The 20192-nt window shown below is 63.6% G+C and carries 8 protein-coding genes; 3 read left to right on the forward strand and 5 right to left on the reverse strand.

Features of this window, described 5'->3' with window-relative positions; translation table 11 throughout:
• Window positions 1-25: 25 nt before the first annotated feature.
• Both pyc and F3H41_RS19725 read right to left on the reverse strand, forming a co-directional pair.
• Window positions 26-3481: a pyruvate carboxylase gene (gene pyc / locus F3H41_RS19720; protein WP_149740401.1), complete on the reverse strand. Its 3456-nt coding sequence runs from the start codon at window positions 3479-3481 to the stop codon at window positions 26-28.
• A 151-nt stretch (window positions 3482-3632) separates the two neighbouring features.
• The gene (locus F3H41_RS19725; protein ID WP_149740402.1) at window positions 3633-4373 is read right to left on the reverse strand and encodes an autoinducer binding domain-containing protein; all 741 of its coding nucleotides are present in this window, start codon (window positions 4371-4373) and stop codon (window positions 3633-3635) included.
• Between the two features lie 249 nt (window positions 4374-4622).
• Between F3H41_RS19725 and F3H41_RS19730 the strand changes: the two genes are divergently transcribed.
• Complete coding sequence (locus F3H41_RS19730; RefSeq protein WP_149740403.1) at window positions 4623-6380, forward strand: glucan ABC transporter ATP-binding protein/ permease; 1758 nt, start codon at window positions 4623-4625, stop codon at window positions 6378-6380.
• Window positions 6381-6535: 155 nt separating this feature from the next.
• Window positions 6536-6718 carry a hypothetical protein gene (locus tag F3H41_RS19735; protein WP_149740404.1) on the forward strand — a complete coding sequence of 61 codons (183 nt, stop codon included), beginning with the start codon at window positions 6536-6538 and terminating at the stop codon, window positions 6716-6718.
• An 86-nt stretch (window positions 6719-6804) separates the two neighbouring features.
• Here the strand turns inward: F3H41_RS19735 and katG are convergent, their stop codons facing one another.
• Complete coding sequence (gene katG, locus F3H41_RS19740; RefSeq protein ID WP_149740405.1) at window positions 6805-8982, reverse strand: catalase/peroxidase HPI; 2178 nt, start codon at window positions 8980-8982, stop codon at window positions 6805-6807.
• Between the two features lie 167 nt (window positions 8983-9149).
• Between katG and F3H41_RS19745 the strand changes: the two genes are divergently transcribed.
• On the forward strand, window positions 9150-10067 hold the full coding sequence (locus F3H41_RS19745) for a hydrogen peroxide-inducible genes activator (protein ID WP_149740406.1): 918 nt from the start codon (window positions 9150-9152) through the stop codon (window positions 10065-10067).
• A 68-nt stretch (window positions 10068-10135) separates the two neighbouring features.
• Here the strand turns inward: F3H41_RS19745 and opgC are convergent, their stop codons facing one another.
• Window positions 10136-11272, reverse strand: a complete 1137-nt coding sequence (gene opgC / locus F3H41_RS19750; protein WP_280177055.1) for an OpgC domain-containing protein — start codon at window positions 11270-11272, stop codon at window positions 10136-10138.
• A gap of 331 nt (window positions 11273-11603) precedes the next feature.
• Window positions 11604-20096, reverse strand: coding sequence for a glucoamylase family protein (locus F3H41_RS19755; RefSeq protein ID WP_149740408.1), 8493 nt, complete (start codon window positions 20094-20096; stop codon window positions 11604-11606).
• Between the last annotated feature and the right edge of the window lie 96 nt (window positions 20097-20192).

Genomic DNA, 20192 nt, shown 5'->3' on the forward strand with positions numbered 1-20192 from the left:
GTTTGCCGAGAATTTCGGGTCAGCCTCAGCCGAAGACGATCAGCAGGTCCTTGGTGTCGATCTGGTCGCCGGCCTTGACGAGGACTTCGGCGATCGTGCCGTCCTTGTCGGCATGAAGGGCCGTTTCCATCTTCATCGCCTCGATGGAGAGGAGGACGTCGCCGGCCTTGACCGCCTGGCCGGCCGAGACCGCGACTGTCGAGATGACGCCCGGCATCGGCGCACCGAGATGAGCGGCGCTGCCGGCATCGGCCTTGCGGCGCAGCATGGTCGTGGCGGCACGGTTGCGATCCGGCACCTTGATGAGGCGCGGCTGGCCGTTCAGTTCGAAGAACACCTTGACCATCGCCTGCTCATCCGGCTCGCTCTTGGCCTGATGCAGGATGACGAGCGACTTGCCGCGCTCGATTTCCGGCGAGAGTTCTTCGCCAGCCGAAAGGCCGTAGAAATAGGCGGGCGTCGGCAGCACGCTGACGGGACCGTAGGTTTCAGCGGCCATCGCGTAATCCGTGAAGACCTTCGGATACATCAGGTAGGACGCGAACTCCTGATTGGTGACGGCGCGCTCCAGCTTGTCCTCGATCGCCTTGCGTTCGGCATCGAGATCGGCCGGCGGGAGCAGGGAGCCTGGAACGGCGGTGTAGGGCTCGTCGCCCTTCAGCGCCTTCTTCTGAAGGGCTTGCGGCCAGCCACCCGGGGGCTGGCCGAGATCGCCCTTGAGCATGGAGACGACCGAATCCGGGAAGGCGATATCCTTGGCCGGATTCTCGACGTCGGCGACGGTCAGGTCCTGGCTCACCATCATCAGCGCCATATCGCCGACGACCTTGGAGGAGGGCGTGACCTTGACGATGTCGCCGAACATCTGGTTCGCGTCGGCATAGGCTTGGGCGACCTGGTGCCAGCGGGTCTCGAGGCCGAGGGAGCGGGCCTGCTCCTTGAGATTGGTGAACTGGCCGCCCGGCATTTCGTGCAGGTAGACTTCCGAGGCCGGACCCTTGAGGTCGCTTTCGAAGGCCGCATACTGGTGGCGTACCGCTTCCCAGTAGAAGGAAATGCGGCGGATCCATTCGGTGTCGAGACCCGGATCGCGCTCCGTGCCCTTCAGGGCTTCCGCGATGGAGCCGATGCAGGGCTGCGAGGTGTTGCCGGAGAGCGCATCCATCGCGGCATCCACTACGTCGACACCGGCCTCGACGGCGGCGAGAACGGTCGCGGCCGAGATGCCCGAGGTATCGTGAGTGTGGAAATGGATCGGCAGATCGGTGGCTTCGCGCAGGGCCTTGAACAGCACACGGGCGGCGGCGGGCTTCAGCAGGCCGGCCATGTCCTTGACGGCGATCATATGCGCGCCAGCCTTTTCCAGCTGGACGGCGAGATCGGTGTAGTACTTCAGATCATATTTCGGGCGTGCCGAATTGAGGAGGTCGCCGGTATAGCAGATGGCTGCCTCGACGATCTTGTTCTCCTCCGCCACGGCGTCCATGGAGACGCGCATGTTGTCGACCCAGTTCAGGCAGTCGAAGACGCGGAAGACGTCGATGCCGCCGCGGGCGGCCTCGCGCACGAAGTACTTCACGACATTGTCGGGATAGTTCTTGTAGCCGACGCCATTGGCGCCGCGCAGCAGCATCTGCAGCAGAAGGTTTGGGGCGTCCTCGCGGATGCGCGCGAGGCGATCCCACGGATCTTCCGTCAGGAAGCGCATGGAGACGTCGAAGGTCGCGCCGCCCCAGCATTCCAGAGAGAAGAGTTGCGGCAGGGCCTTGGCATAGGTGCCGGCGATGCGCGCGATGTCATAGGTGCGCATGCGCGTGGCGAGCAGCGACTGGTGGCCGTCACGCATCGTCGTGTCGGTCATCAGCACCTGCTTTTGCGCCCGCACCCATTCGGCGAACTTCTTCGGGCCGAGTTCGTCGAGCTTCTGCTTGGTGCCGGGCACGATGTCCCGATCGATATAGGGCACGACCGGTTTTGCTGCATCGGCAGACGGCCGCGGACGTCCCTTGGCTTCGGGATGCCCGTTGACGGTGACGTCGGCGAGGTAGGTCAGCAGCTTGGTGGCGCGGTCCTGGCGCTTGACCTGCTGGAACAGCTCCGGCGTCGTATCGATGAAGCGGGTCGTATAGGTGTTGTCGCGGAATTTCTCGTGCGTGATGATCGCTTCGAGGAAGGTCAGATTTGTCGCCACGCCACGGATGCGGAACTCGCGCAGCGCTCGGTCCATGCGGGCGATCGCCTCGGCCGGTTCCGGCGCCCAGGCCGTGACCTTGACGAGCAGCGGGTCATAAAAGCGGGTGATGACCGCGCCCGGATAGGCCGTGCCGCCATCGAGACGGATGCCGAAGCCCGAGGCCGAGCGGTAGCCGGTGATGCGGCCATAGTCGGGAATGAAGTTCTGCTCGGGGTCTTCGGTGGTGATGCGGCACTGCAGGGCGTGGCCGTTGAGGCGGATGTCTTCCTGCTTGGGGACACCCGATCCCGGCGTGCCGATGGCAAAGCCGTCGAGGATGTGGATCTGCGCCTTCACGATGTCGATGCCGGTGACGACTTCCGTCACGGTATGCTCGACCTGGATGCGCGGATTGACCTCGATGAAGTAGAATTTGCCCGTGTCGGCATCCATCAGATACTCGACCGTGCCCGCGCCGATGTAGTTCGTCGCTTCGCCGATCTTCTTGGAATAGGCGGCAAGCTCCTCGCGCTGGGCGGCGGAGAGGTAGGGAGCCGGGGCGCGCTCCACGACCTTCTGGTTGCGGCGCTGGATGGAGCAGTCGCGCTCGAAGAGGTGCACGACGTTGCCGTGGGTATCGCCAAGGATCTGGCTTTCGACGTGGCGGGCGCGCTCGACCAGCTTTTCAAGGTAAACCTCGTCCTTGCCGAAGGCGGCCTTGGCTTCGCGCTTGGCTTCCGTCACTTCGCGGATCAGGTCCTTGGGATCACGGATGGCGCGCATGCCGCGTCCGCCGCCGCCCCAGGAGGCTTTCAGCATGACGGGATAGCCTATTTCCTCGGCCAGACGGTGGATCTCGTCGGCATCATCCGGCAACGGATCGGTGGCGGGAACGACGGGAACGCCGACGGAAATGGCAAGGTTGCGGGCCGCAACCTTGTTGCCGAGTTGGCGCATCGTGTCCGGACGCGGGCCGATGAAGATGATGCCGGCCGCGTTGCAGGCGTCAACGAATTCGGGGCTTTCCGACAGGAGACCGTATCCCGGGTGGATCGCATCGGCGCCGGAGAGCTTGGCGACACGGACGATCTCGTCGATCGAAAGATAGCTTTCGATGGGACCGAGGTCGCGCAAAAGGTGTGGGCCCCGGCCGATCTGATAGCTTTCGTCTGCCTTGAAACGATGCAGCGCCAGCTTGTCTTCTTCCGCCCAGACCGCGACCGTTTTCAGGCCCAGCTCGTTGGCGGCGCGGAACACGCGGATGGCAATTTCGGACCGGTTGGCGACAAGGATCTTGGAGATGGGCAAGTCTGACTCCTCAGTGGACTTGAAGACGGGAATGCTGCACCGCACAGCAAATTAATAGCGGCTTTTGAGAGAAGCGCAATTTGAGAAATCGATGCCAGCGATGAACGGCGGATAATCGTCCGGAATGCGACCTGGCTTGCATTGAATCGATTTAGGAAATCAGTCCGAGCCGAAAAGCGACGGCGATGACATGGTGGCGGTTTCGGGCCTGCAGCTTGTCCTGAAGGCCGTTCATGTACCAGTCGATGGTGTGCGGCGAGAGGCCGAGCGTGCGCGATATCTCGTTCGACGTCATGCCTGCCGCCAGGTGCTGGAGCACTTCGAGCTCGCGCCGCGTCATGGCGATATGGGTGAGGGGCGCTGCGCTCTCATCCGTTTCGTGAACCTGCATGGCGCGCAGTTTCCAGAAGAGCTTTTTTGCAAGGCCCTCGAAGAGCGCCATCTCGACTGCCGTCAGGCTGACCGGCCGACCGCCGAGAGAAAGGAGGCCGACAAGGCCGGTGCGGCTGTGGACGGGAAAATTGAACCCTTCCTTCAACCCGTGAAGCCGCGCTTCCGTGATCATGCGTTCGATCCGTTTGCGGTGTGGATCGTTACTGAAGGCGTTGATGGCTTCCTGCCAGCGATACCCTTTTGGCGCGCGGCCGAGGTAGCGGACCATGGGATCGACCAGCATGTACTTGCGCTGCATGTAAAGCTCCATCCAGCCCCGGGGCCAGCGCCCGTCGAGCATCGGCTGCACCGTCCCGGCGCTCAATGGCGTGCTGTCGAACAGGCCATAAAAATCAAATCCATAACGATCCATCAGGCGCTCGACCTCCGCCGCCAGTTCTTCCGGCTTCCGGATGTCGTCGATCAGGGGCAGGACCTGCATCAGCAAGGCAAGATTCATGAAAACATCCTGGGAAACATCCTGCTCCTGCGTCTGTTAGAGGGCGCCTCTTTCGGTGTGCGCCGCACCATTCAGGGCAGGTTCATGTAACGGACTGGATAATGCGACAATCAAATTTGCAATCGTACCGGTTGTAAAAATAGCGACCCTCACGTCGCGATGTAAAGGTCTGGTCGCAAAAGCGGCCGCGGGTGCTCCCAGCCCGTCCCCGGCCGCCGGATGTGAGACGCGCAGAAAGGGTATGAAATCGTGACGTTGTTCCAAGTTTATGCGCGGGCCCTGCGATACCTTTCCACCAACCGGCTGCGGGTCGGTTCCGTCGTGGTGGCCAATGTCGTCCTGGCGGTGATCACCATCATCGAGCCCATTCTCTTCGGCCGCATCATCGACGCCATTTCCAAGCAGACGGATGTGGCGACCATGCTCCTGATGTGGGCAGGCTTTGGCGTGTTTAACACCATTGCCTTTGTTCTCGTGGCGCGGGAGGCCGACAGGCTGGCCCATGGACGCCGTGCGACCCTCATCACCGAGGCTTTCGGCCGCATCATTTCCATGCCGCTGTCCTGGCACAGCCAGCGTGGCACGTCCAACGCGCTGCACACGCTGCTGCGCGCCTGCGAGACGCTGTTTGCGCTGTGGCTCGAATTCATGCGCACGCATCTGGCAACGGCCGTTGCGCTGGTGCTTCTGGTTCCGACCGCCTTTGCGATGGACTACCGCCTCTCGATCGTGCTCGTCGTTCTCGGTATTTCCTACGTCATCGTCGGCAAGGTGGTGATGGACAAGACGCGTGACGGCCAGGCTGCCGTGGAAAACCACTACCACACGGTGTTCTCGCATGTGTCCGACTCCATCAGCAACGTGTCGGTCGTGCACAGCTACAACCGCATCGAGGCGGAAACCCGCGAGCTGAAGAAGTTTACGGAGCGTCTGATCTCGGCCCAGTTCCCGGTTCTCGACTGGTGGGCGCTGGCCTCTGCGCTCAATCGTATCGCCTCGACGATCTCGATGATGGTCATTCTCATCATCGGCACATTCCTCGTGCAGCGCGGCGAAATCGGCGTGGGCGAAGTCATTGCCTTCATCGGCTTTGCAAACCTGCTGATCGGCCGTCTCGACCAGATGAAGGCTTTCGTGACGCAGATTTTCGAAGCGCGCGCGAAGCTCGAGGACTTTTTCGAGCTGGAAGACTCGGTGCGTGACCGCGAAGAGCCGGCAACTGCCATCGAACTGAAGGATGTGAAGGGCGAGGTTGTCTTCAACGACGTCTCCTTCGACTTTGCCAATGCCGCACAGGGCATGCGCAATGTCTCCTTCTCGGTGAAGGCCGGCCAGACCGTGGCGATCGTCGGCCCGACCGGTGCCGGCAAGACGACCCTCGTTAACCTCTTGCAGCGGGTCCATGAGCCGAAGTCGGGTTCGATCACCATCGATGGCGTCGATATCTCGACGGTGACGCGCAAGTCGCTGCGTCGCTCCATCGCCACGGTGTTCCAGGATGCCGGCCTGCTCAACCGTTCGATCCGGGACAATATCCGTCTCGGCCGCGAGACGGCGACGGCAGAGGAAATCCAGCATGCTGCCGATGCCGCCGCCGCGCATGAGTTCATCGAAAGCCGCCTCAACGGCTACGACACCCATGTCGGCGAACGCGGCAACCGGCTCTCGGGCGGCGAGCGCCAGCGCATCGCGATTGCCCGCGCCATCCTGAAGAACGCGCCGATCCTTGTGCTCGACGAGGCAACCAGCGCGCTGGACGTGGAGACGGAAGACCGTGTGAAGACGGCGATCGACAATCTGCGCCGCGACCGCACCACCTTCATCATCGCGCACCGTCTGTCGACGGTTCGCGAGGCCGATCTGGTGATCTTCATGGATCGCGGCCAGGTGGTGGAGATGGGCGGCTTCCACGAGCTCAGCCACAGCAACGGCCGCTTTGCCGCCCTGCTGCGCGCCAGCGGTATCCTCACCGACGACGAGGTCCGCAAGACCGCAACGGCGGCCTGACCGGGCCAGAGCCTCAAGGCGTTACCTTTGATGACGGCCGCTCTCCTGCAGAGCGGCCGTTTCCGTTTGGCCATTCCCAAGATGGTTTGCGGGCGCTGACGGAACCTTTGGGCGTGTGCCGGCTTTTCCTCTTACCCCAACCATGGAGACGGACGATGCGCGACATCGAGCAGAAGCAGGACAAGGCCTCCGGCAAGCGCGCCGAGGAAAAGAAGAGCGGCACGATCACCGCCGGCCCCAAGGCCCATGCCCATGAAGGCAAGCCCGCCGACGCGGCCCCGCCGGCAAAGAGCGTGCCCAACGCGGGTTCTGCCGGCAAGGGTCCGACCAAGCACTGACTGACCGGCCCCGAAGAGTATGCCGAACGCAAAACGGCCCCCCGAGTTATCGGAGGGCCGTTTTCTTATGTCGATGATGCTGGACCTTAGGCGGCGACGTCGAAGCGGTCGGCGTTCATGACCTTCGTCCAGGCGGCGACGAAGTCCTTCACGAACTTCTCCTTGTTGTCGTCCTGGGCATAGACTTCCGCATAGGCGCGCAGGATCGAGTTGGAGCCGACCACCAGATCAACACGGCTCGCCGTGTACTTGGTGGCGCCGGTCTTTCGGTCGCGGATGTCGTAGCTGTTCTTGCCGGTCGGCACCCAGCTATAGGCCATGTCGGTCAGAGTGGTGAAGAAGTCGGTGGTCAGCGCACCGACCCTGTCGGTGAACACGCCGTGGGCCGTGCCGCCATGGTTGGTGCCGATGACGCGCAGGCCGCCGATGAGGACGGTCAGTTCCGGGGCGGTCAGGCCCAGAAGCTGGGCGCGGTCGAGCAGCATTTCCTCAGGCGTGACGACGTAGTCCTTCTTCTGGAAATTCCGGAAGCCATCGGCGGCCGGTTCCAGATAGGAGAAGCTCTCGGCATCCGTCTGTTCGGAGGTCGCGTCGCCGCGGCCGGCGGTGAAGGGCACGGCGATGTCGAAGCCGGCGGCCTTGGCAGCCTGCTCGACGCCGTAGTTGCCGGCGAGAACGATCACGTCGGCGATGCTGGCGCCGGTTTCCGCGGCGATCGGCTCGAGGGCGGCGAGAACCTTGGCGAGGCGCGCCGGTTCGTTGGCTTCCCAGTCCTTCTGCGGAGCGAGACGGATGCGGGCACCATTGGCGCCGCCGCGGAAGTCCGACTGGCGGAAGGTGCGGGCGCTGTCCCAGGCGGTGGCGACGAGATCGGCAACCGGCAGACCGGCAGCAGCGATCTTCGTCTTGACGGCGGAAACGTCATAGTCGGTGCGGCCGGCCGGGATCGGATCCTGCCAGATCAGGTCTTCCTGCGGCACGTCGGGGCCGAAGTAGCGGGCCTTGGGGCCCATGTCGCGGTGGGTCAGCTTGAACCAGGCGCGGGCAAAGACGTCGGAGAAGTAGTCCTGGTCGTCCTTGAACTTCAGTGAGATCTCCCGATAGATCGGGTCGACGCGCAGCGCCATGTCGGCGTCGGTCATCATCGGCATGACGCGGATGGAGGGATCTTCCACGTCGACCGGCTTGTCTTCCTCGGCGATCGAGATCGGCTCCCACTGGGTGGCGCCGGCCGGGGTCTTCACATGGTGCCATTCGTGGCCGAAGAGCATCTTGAAGTAGCCGTTGTCCCACTTCGTGGGCTCGCTCGTCCAGGCGCCTTCGAGGCCGGAGACGACCGTGTCGCGACCGATGCCGCGGCCCTTGGTGTTGACCCAGCCGAGGCCCTGGAATTCGGGGCCGGCGGTTTCAGGATCTGCGCTGAGGTCGGCGGCGTTGCCATTGCCATGGCACTTGCCGATCGTGTGGCCGCCGGCGGTGAGCGCAACGGTTTCCTCGTCGTTCATGCCCATGCGCGCAAAGGTCTCGCGCATCTGGGCGGCCGTCGCCAGCGGATCGGACTTGCCGTTGACGCCTTCCGGATTGACGTAGATGAGGCCCATCTGCACGGCGGCGAGCGGGTTTTCGAGCGTGACGGGCTTGGTCACGTCGCCGTAGCGGCCGTCGCTCGGCGCCAGCCATTCCTTCTCGTCGCCCCAGTAGGTGTCCTTTTCCGGATGCCAGATATCTTCGCGGCCGAAGGCGAAACCGAAGGTCTTCAGGCCGGCGGCCTCGTAGGCGATGGTGCCGGCGAGCGCGATGAGGTCGGCCCAGGAGATCTTGTTGCCGTATTTCTTCTTGATCGGCCAGAGCAGGCGGCGGCCCTTGTCGGTGTTGACGTTGTCGGGCCAGGAGTTCAGCGGTGCGAAGCGCTGGTTGCCCGTATTGGCGCCGCCGCGGCCGTCGGTGGCGCGGTAGGAGCCAGCGGCGTGCCAGGTGACGCGGGCCATCATGCCGACATAGGTGCCCCAGTCGGCCGGCCACCATTCCTGGCTTTCGAACATGAGCTTGTGCAGGTCGGCCTTAAGGGCCTCCACGTCGAGCTTCTTCAGCTCTTCACGGTAGTCGAAGGCCGGGCCCATCGGGTTGGTCTTCGCATCGTGCTGGTGCAGGATGTCGAGGTTCAGGGCGTTCGGCCACCATTCGGTGACGGATTTGCCCTGGGCGGTGTTGCCGCCATGCATGACCGGACATTTGCCAGCCAGATCCTTGTTGTGTGCGTCCATCTTGCTCTCCATGGGTCAATGGGAATGCGATCCGTGCCTCGAAAATGCGGTGGGGTGAAGGCCGAAGCCTGCCCAGCGGCGCTCCCGGACACCGGTGTTACCGGGGCTATCAGAGCCCTTTGATAAATTCCAATTGTATATTCTAAAGACACCGATATAAAAATCTTATGACAAACCTGTCGATGAAACATCTGCGCTACTTTGACGCCCTGGCGCGAATCGGCCATTTCGGCCGGGCGGCGGATGATTGCGCCGTGTCGCAGCCGGCCCTGTCGATCCAGATCCGCGAACTGGAAGAGTTGATCGGTGCCAAGCTGGTGGAACGGGGCGGTCGGCGGGCGGGGCTGACCGTGCTGGGCGAACAGTTCGCCGAGCGGGTGCGCGCGATCCTGCATTCGGTCGAAGAGCTGGAGGGGCTGGCGCGGGCGGCGCGCGGACCGTTTTCCGGCCAGCTGCGGCTTGGCATCATCCCGACGGTCGCGCCTTACCTGCTGCCCGGACTGATCAAGGCGCTGGCAACGAGCTATCCCCATCTCGATCCGCGCCCGCGCGAGGCGGTGACGCGCAAGCTGATCCGGGATCTCGTCGAAGGACGGCTTGATGCCGCCGTGGTGGCACTGCCGGTGTCGGAGCCGCTTCTGGAAGAGGTGGCGCTGTTCGGCGAGGAATTCGTGCTGGTGCGTCCGGTCGAGGACGCCGAAAAGCCGGTGCCGAGCTCGGAAAAGCTGACCGAAATGCGCCTGCTGTTGCTGGAAGAGGGGCATTGTTTTCGCGATCAGGCCTTGTCTTTCTGCAGCATCGGCACGGCCACACCGCGTGACCTGATGGAGGGCAGTTCGCTTTCGACGCTGGTTCAGATGGTGAGCGCCGGTATCGGCGTCACGCTCATTCCGCAGATGGCGGTCGAGACAGAAACCCGCTCGGCCACCGTCTCCGTCGCGAGGCTGCGCGAACCGCGCCCGGTGCGCACCATTGGCATGGTCTGGCGCAAGACCAATCCACTCGCGGCGCAGCTCAATCTCGTGGCGGAAATCGTCCGGGACGTCGGTATGCGCAAGGTCGGTGCGCTCGACCGCGGCGCGTAACAGGCGACGGGCTGGCGCGCCGGTCAACCAGGTCAGCGAGGCGGGATCATCCCCGACCTTGTTCTCGCTCAGAGGGGAACGGCAATCGGCCTTTGCGCCTTCTTTAGCCAAGTCAGATAGCGCGCATAGGCAAAGTGCAGGAAGATGCCGAAGGCGACGTAGACCGTGCCGATCATCATGTTGCGATCGACCACGAAGAGCAGGACTTGCCCGCCCATGGCGAGGATCGTGCCGAAGATGAAGATCGGCAACGAGTGACGGCCAACGAGAACCAGCGGGTGATCGCCCGGCATGCGCAGGCGATCACTGATGGCCGGAACTGTCGCGATGACATAGGCGAGCGCAAGTGCGTGCAGCAGCCGCGAGACGGACAGGAAGGTCTTGTCGAAGCCGGTCAGGACCGGCGGCAGGCCGAAGGAGCGCTCGAGGTTCCACAAGGACAGGACTACCCAGAAGAAGGACAGCGTCAGATAGACGATCGCGAGGGCTCTGAGTGCTGGACTTTTCGTCAGGCCTCCGCGCTCTCGGGCTGTCGTCATCGTGACGATGCCGATGACAAACAGGAATTGCCAGGAAAAGGGGTTGAGGAACCAGTATCCGTCATCGAGAAAGTTCGGCGGCACGATCTTGAAGAGGCCGGCGAGCAGCCAGATTGCGCCGGAGGCCAGGAGCAGGAGAGCCTTGCTTTTCGATTGCAGCCACAAAATGCCGGGCACCATGAGGAAAAGGACGGCATAGAGCGACAAGATGTTGTTGTAGCCCAGCTGATGGCCGAGGAGCACCATGGCGACAATGGCCTGTTCGGTGTTCTCGACAATGGGGCGGATGTTGATTTCACCGATCAGATCCTGCCGGCCGAAGTAAAGCGCCCCGGCCGCGAAGATCGCGAGCGTCATGACGCTCGTCATGATGTGGGCGACATAGAGAGTAAAGGCGCGGCGCAAGGCCTTCAGCGTCACCGATAGCCGCTGCGGCGGCACGAATTTGCGGCTATAGGCAAGCGCCACGGAAAGACCGGAGATCAGCACGAAGGCCTCTGCCGAGTCGGAGAAGCCGAAATTCTTCGTCGTCAGATATTCGAAATACTGGCCCGGCACGTGATTGATGAAGATCATCAGGAGACAAAGAGCACGACAGACGTCAAGGCGCGTATCGCGCTCACCTTCTGAAAGGCTGAGGGTGGGGGAGGCAAGATGCTGTGTCACGGATGTCATATCCGTCGGCTGCCTCAGTGGCCCACCTTGCGGTGATGGCAGGGAACTTGGTCTGTCCAGCATCGGTGCTCCGGCACGGCTCTTTCAAACGGCTCCGGAGCGTGTACGGCGAGATCGAGATCGTGCTCGCCCAGATGGCTCCATGGTTTCATGTTGACGCCTTTGCGAATGCAGCGCCTCGCGGATGATGCGCAAAGTGTCCTTTCAGGCCGGCCTTGTGACGCCCTTCGACGGCCTTTTTGGGGCCGAAACGACCCCGCGCGTCGCATCCTTAAAAAGGGAACGGCGCGCAGGGCATTGCGAGCAGAGAAGGCGTGACCCTCTAGATCGGAATACCGTCTTCTCTGTTTTCCATGACAGAATTGTTGCAGGTGACCAAATAGCCGCCCGCCTCACGATTGATTGACAGGTCGAGGCGCTTGCCTTCGATCTTCAGACTGACGGACACGGTGTTCCACTCCGGCGGCAGGCAGGGCTCGACGAAGAGCTGATCACCCTTGCGGCGGATGCCGAGCAGGCCTTCGACCGCAACACGGTAGAGCCAGCCGGCCGAGCCGGTATACCAGGTCCAACCGCCACGGCCGGCGAGGTCGCCTTCGGAATAGACGTCGGCGGCGATCACATAGGGCTCGACGCGGTAGCGTTCTGCCGTATCGGGATCGGTCGCCTTCAGGATCGGGTTCAGGAGCTGGAAGGCATCCCAGGCCTGTTGCTCGCGGCCAAGACGCGCCAGCGCCAGAACGCTCCATGTCGCGGCATGGGTATACTGGCCGCCATTTTCGCGCACGCCCGGCGGGTAACCGGCAATGTAGCCCGGATCCTGCGGACCGTCCGCAAAGGGCGGAGTGAAGAGGCGGATCAGGCGGTTGTCCTGATCGACCAGTTCCGACAGAACCGAATCCATCGCCTTCGTGGCGCGGTCTGGATCGGCGAAGCCGGACAGCACACTCCAGGACTGAGCGATGGAATCGATCAGGCACTGCGGTTCGAAGGCGCTGCCGAGCGGCGTGCCGTCGTCGAAGTAGCCGCGGCGATACCAGTTGCCATCCCAGCCTGCCGTTTCCAGCGCCGTCTTCAGGCTCTGGAGATGGGCCGTCCAGCGCGTGACACGGGCTTCGTCGCCCCGCGCCTTCGCATGGGTCAGGAAGGCGGTCAGCGTGGCCGCGAGGAACCAGCCCAGCCAGACGCTGGTGCCGCGTCCTTCGATGCCGACCCGGTTCATGCCGTCGTTCCAGTCGCCGCCCAGAATCAACGGCAGGCCGTTGGTACCGGTGCGGGCGATGGCGAGGTCGAGCGCCAGCGCGCAATGCTCGTAGAGCGGCGCGGTGGTTGCAGAGACGGTCGGGCGGAAGAAGTTGTCATGCTGGCCCTCGGTGAGCGCGGGTCCCTCGATGAAGGGAACCTGCTCGTCGAGGACGTCCGTACGGCCCGTGACGCTGCAGTAGTGTTCGGCAGCGTAGGCCAGCCAGACGACATCGTCCGAAATCAGGGTGCGCACGCCTTCGCCGGTCCCCGGCAACCACCAGTGCAGGACATCGCCCTCCGCAAACTGGCGGGCGGCGGCATTGAGGATCTGCTTGCGGGCGAGCTCCGGACGGGTAGCGAGGAAGGCCAGCGTATCCTGCAACTGGTCGCGGAAGCCGAAGGCGCCGCTCGCCTGATAGAAGGCCGAGCGTGCCGTCACGCGGCAGGCAAGGCTCTGGTAGGGCAGCCAGGTGTTGACGAGAAGGTCGAAGGCCGGATCGCCGCTCGAGACGGTCACGTCCGAGGTCATGGCCTGCCACTTGGCCTGCGAGGCCGCGAGCACCGCATCAAAGTCCAGGCTGAGAGCATGCCGCAGCAGGGCGGATGCGGCCTCCTGGCCATCGGCGTCACCCATCACGAGGACGACAGAGCGGCTCTCGCCGGCGGCGAGCGTGACATCGACTGCAAGGGCGGCGCAGGGGTCACCATCGGTGCCGAACGCGCCCGAGAGCGCGGCGCCATCAAAAACAGCCGTCGGGCGCTGTATGCTGCCCGCCACACCGAGGAACTCTCGGCGGCTGGCGGTCAGCGTCGCTTCTTTCTCGCTCGTTGCAAAGAAGGCCACACGGCTGCCATAGCCGACACTGTAGGGGTTGGTGGCGAAGATGGCGGCGGCGGTTTCGTCGCGCTGCGTCAGCACGAAGGGTGCCGTGCGGGCGCGGTTGTTGCCGAGCACCCATTCCGCATAGCCGTAGAGGCGCAGACGGCGGGCGTTGCCGGATCGATTTTCCAGCGTCACCTTCGTCAGTTTGACCGCCTCGTCCGTGTGGACGGTCTGCACCGCGGTGATGGCGAGATCGTCGCCACCGGTGGTGAAGGCGGAGTAGCCGAGGCCGTGGCGGGTTTCGAAGCGGCGCGTCGTATCGCGCGAGAGGGCGGCATAGGGCGTCAGCACCTCGCCATTGTCGAGGTCGCGGATGAAGACGGCCTCGCCCGGACGGTTCATCACAGGATCGTTGGTCCAGGGTGTCAGCTGGTAGTCTCGCGAATTGCGGCTCCAGGTGTAGGCCGTGCCCTCCGCGGAGACGTGGAAGCCGAAGTTTTCGTTCGAGATCACGTTCAACCACGGATGCGGCGTCGCGCCGCCGCCGACCAGACGGACGATATATTCGCCGGTCGGCAGGTCGAAACCGCCAAAACCGTTCCAATAGGTGAGATCGCTCCCATCAACGGCTGCTGCCGCGCCCGGATAGGCTTTGGCAACGGGGAGGGCGGCGAGAGGCAGGGCTGGCCCATCATCCTTCGCGCTCGGCGCATAGAGGGAGACGGTGCGGGCGATCTGGTCGGAAAGCTTGCCGGCGCGCGCGTGGAAGACGGCGCGTGCCGTGGCGAGCAGGGCCGCCCAAGTCTCCTGCGTCATCAGATCCTTGCGGACCGTGAAGACGTGCTGGCGGGCGCCATCAGACTGGCTGCGCAGGCGCAGATTCTCGCACATGGCTTCCAGCGCGTGGTGCATGTCCTGCGCATAGGAGGAGGCGCGCTCGTTGAGGATGACGAGATCGACGGTGACGCCGCGCGAACGCAGATATTCCTGGGCACGCAGGGCTTCTCTGGCAATGCCGAGATCGCTGTCGTCGTCGATACGCAGGCAAAAGATCGGGAAGTCACCCGAAATCGCCAGAGGCCAGAGCGAGGCCTGCGAGGCAAGTCCGGCCTTTACGCTTGCTGCGTCACGGCGCAGTTGCATGTCGGGATAGACGAGGTAGCGGCCGAGAACCTGGAAGCTTGCAGCCTCCTGCGATGTGATGCCGACGTGGCGCATCTGCACCTGGCTGCGGGTCCAGGCGTGGATGAGTTCGTGGTTGAAGCTGTCCGGATGGCGGTACCGGTCGATGGCGCGGTCGAGTTCGTCGCGGTTCGGGGCAGCAATCGTCCAGAACACGACGGCGACCTTCTTGCCGGCGGGCACGCGGATGGTGCGGCGGAGCGACACGATCGGGTCGAGCGTATAGCCATCGGTATTGGAAAGAACCGCGCCCGGATCGAAGGCGGCAGCCTCCGCCAGCGTGCGGCCCCGCCCGATGAAGCGGCGGCGATCCGTCTCGATCTCGGTCGGGCGGGTTGTACCGGCAAGATCGGAAACGAGGTGCGCGACCGTGACATCGGGATCGCTCGGCGTGCGACGGTTGCGCCAGACGCGGATGACGTCGCCCTTGCGGCCGATCTCGGTGCGCACGAACATCTTCGAGAACAGCGGATGAGCGCTGTCGGTGTCGTCGGTTGTCAGTACCGGCTCGGCATAGGAGGTCACTTCGATGAAGCGGTCTTCCTGTCCGGTGTTGATCAGCGTCAGGCGGCGGCCTTCGGCGTCATGTTCGGTCGCGACGATGCACTCGACTTCCGACTGCAGCGTGCCGACGCTCTTGACGTATTCGGCCTTGTCGTCGCCGAAGCGCGTCAGCGTCTTTTCGCCAGCGGCTCGGCGCGGCTCTGCCGTTGCCGACCACCATTCTCCGGTTGTCGTGTCGCGCAGGAAGAGGAAAGTGCCGGAGCGGTCTTCGACCGGATCGGGTGTCCAGCGCGTGACGGAGAGGCCGTTCCAGCGCGAATAGCCGGAGCCGGTCGCCGTCAGCATGACGCCATAATGGCCGTTGGAGAGGAACACGGTGGAACGATCCGCCGCGGCGGGATGTTCGACGGCGCGGATTTCCGGACGGAGAAGATCCGCCTGGCCGCCGCCGACCGATTCCGGCTCGCGCTTGGCGTTCATGATCGGAATGTCGCGCGGCGCCTTTTCCTGCAGCAGCAGTTCGGCCGCCTCGATCACAGGATCGGCGTGGAACCACTCGCGCAGCTGCCCATTGAAGCAGACGTTGGCGATGGCCGCGATCGACATGCCGTGGTGGTGGGCATAGTAGTTGCGAACGACCGCGCAGGTCTGTCCGTCCGGCACGCGGGTCGGCGTAAAGTCCACGGCGTCGTGGAAGCCGTAGCGGCCAAGCGCACCGACGGCGGTGAGGCGCTTGAGGTTTTCGAGCGCAGTTTCAGGGGCATACATAGCGGCGAGGATCGAGGCGTAGGGCGCGATGACGGCGTTCTGGCCGAGACCACGCTTCAGGCCGAGCGTCGGGACACCGAAGTTGGTGTACTGGTAGGACATTTCGTGGTCGCGCGCATTGAAGGCGGCTTCGGAAATGCCCCAGGGCGTGCCGAGACGGCGGCCGTGGTTGATCTGCTCCTGAACGATCAGGTTGTTGGTCTGGTTCAGGATGCCGCCCTGTCGCTCCTGCATGACGAGCGGGGGCATGAGGTATTCGAACATCGAGCCGGACCAGGAGACCAGCGCGCCGCGCGCGCCGATCGGCACGACCGGGCGCCCGAGCTTGTACCAGTGCTCGGTCGGCAGATCGCCCTTGGCGATGGCAAAGAGGCTGGTGAGACGGGCCTCGGAGGCCAGTAGGTCGTAGCAGGCCTCGTCCAGTTCGCTCGTCGCGACGCGGTAGCCGATGGACAGCAGACGACGCTCGGGACGGAACAGGAAGCGGAAGTCCATCGAAAAGGCGATGTTGCGGGCACGGTCGCGCAGAACGGCGAGGCGCTTGCGCATATCCTCGATGGCATTCAGGTCGAAGACGCCGTCGGCGATGTGGGATTCGCAGACGTTCACCGTGGCTTCGGCCCAATGGACGACTTCAGCGCTGGTCGGCGTGCCGATCTCGTGGTCGAGATTGATCGTCAGCTTGTGGATGTCGCGCGCGAGAACCGCGAGGTTGATGACGCGGATGGACGCAAATTCGGGCTCGCGCTTGACGGCCTTCAGGGCATTGTGGAAGCCCTCGATGCGCTCGGCGATCAGCTTGCGCAGCGGCCGCACCGTCTTGCGGTCATCGGGAAGCTGGGCCAGCGTTTCGGCGAGAATGTCGGCGGCGTCGCCGATGCCGTCGAGGCTGCCCGCAATGTGGGCGGAGGGGGCTTCGGCCCACTCTGCGCACATGGAGGAGACGGCAATCAGGTGGCCAGCCAAGTTTCCGCTGTCGACGGCCGAGACGTATTTCGGCTCCATGGTTTCCAGCGTGTCTGTCGTGTACCAGTTGAAAAGATGGCCGCGATATTTCGGCATCGCATCGACTGTGGCGATGGTCTGCTCCATGCGGCGGATGGTTTCCTCAAAGCCGATCCAGCCGAACTGGCGGGCCGACATGACGGAGAGCAGGTAGACGCCGATATTGGTCGGCGAGGTGCGCGCGGCCAGAACCGGCTGCGGCGTTTCCTGGAAATTGTCCGGCGGCAGGAAGTGCTGCTTCTCGTTGACGAAGTCCTCATAATAACGCCAGGTGCGACGGGCGATGCGGCGAAACTCGGCAACGACGGGCTCGGCGACGACAAGTTGGTCCTCGGTCTCGGCCGACTGGCTGACGAACCAGGCAATGGCCGGCGAGAGCATCCAGATCAGGGCGAAAGGGATGCCGATGAAGGGCAGGCCCGTGTCGGAAATGGCGGCGAGCGCCAGCGAGAGTATGGCGAGGGCCGGTGCCGTCCACATGCTGCGGTAATAGTTAAGCACAGTGCCCTGTCCCGCGCTCTGAACCTGCGCGGCGGTGCGCCACTCCAGCATCAGCTTGCGGCTGACGAAGGTGCGATAGACGGAACGTACGATGGCATCGAGCATCATCGCGGCATTGTGGGCGATGAAGACGATGCGCAGCGCGACCTGCGCGTTGGCGGCACGCACTTCGGACAGAACGGAATGCAGATGGGCGCGGGCAACAATGTCATTGCGACGCGGCATGATGCTGGAGACCAGTGAGAGCGTCGGGGCGACGAAGAGCGAGAAGATCAGCAGGACCTGCCAGATCAGCGCCTCGTTCGGCTCCATGTAGTACCAGCCCATGACGGAGGCGATCAGCCAAGCGCATGGGATCAGCGAGCGACGCAGGTTGTCGTACATCTTCCAGCGGCCGAGCCAGGACACGCCGTTACTGCTATCGAAGAGGAAGGGCAGCAACTGCCAGTCGCCGCGGGCCCAGCGATGCTGGCGCGACATTTCCACCTCGTAGCGGGTCGGGAAATCCTCGACGAGTTCGACGTCGGTCACGAGGGCACAGCGCGACAGCGAGCCTTCGAGAAGATCGTGGCTGAGAACGGCGTTTTCGTCGATCTTGCCCTTCAGCGCGGTCTCGAAAGCGTCGACATGGTAGAGGCCCTTGCCCGTGAAGGTGCCTTCCCCGCAGATGTCCTGATAGACGTCTGAGACGGTGAAGACGTAGGGGTCGATGCCGCGATTGGCCGAGAAGATCCGCTGGAAGGCGGAGGCGTCGCTGCCTGTCGTCAGCGAGGGCGTAACGCGCGGCTGGAGGATCGAATAGCCGGCCGTGACGGTCTGCGTCTTGGCGTCGATCACCGGGCGGTTGATGGGGTGGTAGAGCTTGCCGACGAGCTTGGTCACCGCATCGCGCATCAGGCGCGTGTCGGCGTCGAGCGTCATCACGTACTGTACATTTTCCGGCACCGTGTTGGCGCCCGGCAGGAACGTCGTGTCGCGGTCGCCGCGCAGCAGCAGGTTCAGCTCGTGCAGCTTGCCGCGCTTGCGCTCCCAGCCCATCCACGCGCCCTCGGCCTCGTTGAACAGGCGGCGGCGGTGCAGGAGGTAGAAGCGGGTGCGGCCGTCAAAGGCATAGCGCGCCGAAAGGGCCGCGATCTCCTTCTTGGCATAGTCGAGCACATCGAGGTCGGTTGCCGTTTCCTCGAACTTGCTGTCGGCCCAGTCGCTGACCAGGGCGAAGTAGACCTCGCCCTTGGGGTTGGCGAGATAATGGACCTCGATATTGCGGACGAGTTCGTCCACGTGGTCGCGCTTTGAAATGAGACAGGGCACGACGACGAGGGTCCGGGCGTCTTCCGGAATGCCGTCGAGGAACTCATAGCCGACGAGACGCGTCGGCTGCACAAAGAAGGTCACGAGTGTATTGTAGAGACCGCTGGCGCCTTCCGACGCCGGCAGCGCGAAGAGAAGGAGGATGATCAGCTTGGCGCCGGACGGGATCGCCATGGGGCTGATGAAGGAATAGATCAGCACCATCGCCAGAATGGTCAGCAGCACGTTCGGCCCGGCGATCGCCATCCAGTCGAGCTTGCGGCAGGCCCGCACGATGGTCTGCATCGGGGAAGGACGGTAACCGATCCGCTCTTCCAGGGCATGGCGCTGCTTGCCGGCAAGGTATGCGCCGACATTCGGCTCGCGGTCGGCATCGGCACGCACACCCTGTTGCTCGGCTTCGACCATGTCGATGGCAATCTGGGTGATCTCGACTTCCGACTTCTCGGAGCGTCGGGCGAGCTTTTCGATGGTGTTGCGGTATTTGTCGCGTGAGCCGAAGTCGAGTGCGGCGTAATCGGATTTCTCGCGCAGCAGACGGTCGATCTGGCTGACGCTTTCGTACCAGACCGGCCATTCCGTATCGTCGATTTCGCGCAGGCTGCGGATGATGCTGCCCATGGTGGCATTGCCGGAGGACAGCCGGTTCTGTTCGGCGACCAGCACGTTCTCAAGGTCCGTGCCGCGACGAGCGAGCCGCTCCTCCAGCCAGTTGATGACCACGCCCGAGGTGCGCGAGCCATCACGTAGGCGGTAGAGAAGCTGGGCAACGAAGGTGTTGTCGGCCGTCAGCGCTTCATGCTGCGCCAGGAGCGCCGGGCAGCCGTCGGGGTCGTTGAGGCGAAGGATCTGGTCGGCTACCTCGTTGGCCTTGGTGCGCATGTCGCGCGAACGTTCGACGCGCAGGGCGACGCGGCGCAGGTTTTCGATCAGCACGAATCGCAGCAGCGACGGCAGGGCCCACAGTTCGCCGATCCGCAGCGTCTCGTGCCGCTGGAAGCCATCGACGAGTGCGGTAAGGCTTTCGCGCGAAACCGTGCTGTGGGTGTGGGCGACATACATCCACGCCAGTGCCAGCGTGCGCGGCAGGACCTGGCCGTTGTTGACCGGCATGGTCAGAAGCTGGCGGTAGAACTTGTTCGGGAAGTCACGGCGCACTTCCTGGATCGCCTCCTCGACCACGAAATGGTTGTCGAGCAGCCATTCGGCAGCAGGCGTGATGGACGCACCAGCTTCCACATCGCGCGCGGTTTCGCGGTAGACGCGGAAGATCTCCTTTTCGTTTTCCTTGTGCCGCGGCTTGAATTCGAAGGGCAGGAAGACCGGCAGCGTGGCTGTGCCTTCGCGGGCGAGACGCGCCCCGCACTCGGCAAGATCCTCGTTTGCAAGATAGGTCGCGCGAATGGAATCGTTATAGTCGATCTGCTTGGTGTCGAGATCGCGCGGCTGTGCTGTCTGGGAGGTGGCGAGAGGCATGAGGGTTGTCTGGGTCCAGTTCAAAGGAATGCGAAAATGCTTCAAGCAAACGATGCGGGCCCGCAACGTATCAGAAGGCCCTTATGTTCCCGCTCC

It is taken from the genome of Rhizobium sp. RU20A (genome assembly GCF_900155885.1).
Lineage (GTDB): Bacteria > Pseudomonadota > Alphaproteobacteria > Rhizobiales > Rhizobiaceae > RU20A.

Bases quoted from the DNA above. Each gene is read 5' to 3' on its own strand.
- F3H41_RS19745 (WP_149740406.1), top strand. From the start codon at position 9,150: ATGACAAACCTGTCGATGAAACATCTGCGCTACTTTGACGCCCTGGCG.
- F3H41_RS19735 (WP_149740404.1), top strand. From the start codon at position 6,536: ATGCGCGACATCGAGCAGAAGCAGGACAAGGCCTCCGGCAAGCGCGCC.
- F3H41_RS19755 (WP_149740408.1), bottom strand. From the start codon at position 20,096: ATGCCTCTCGCCACCTCCCAGACAGCACAGCCGCGCGATCTCGACACC.
- F3H41_RS19725 (WP_149740402.1), bottom strand. From the start codon at position 4,373: ATGAATCTTGCCTTGCTGATGCAGGTCCTGCCCCTGATCGACGACATC.
- katG (WP_149740405.1), bottom strand. From the start codon at position 8,982: ATGGACGCACACAACAAGGATCTGGCTGGCAAATGTCCGGTCATGCAT.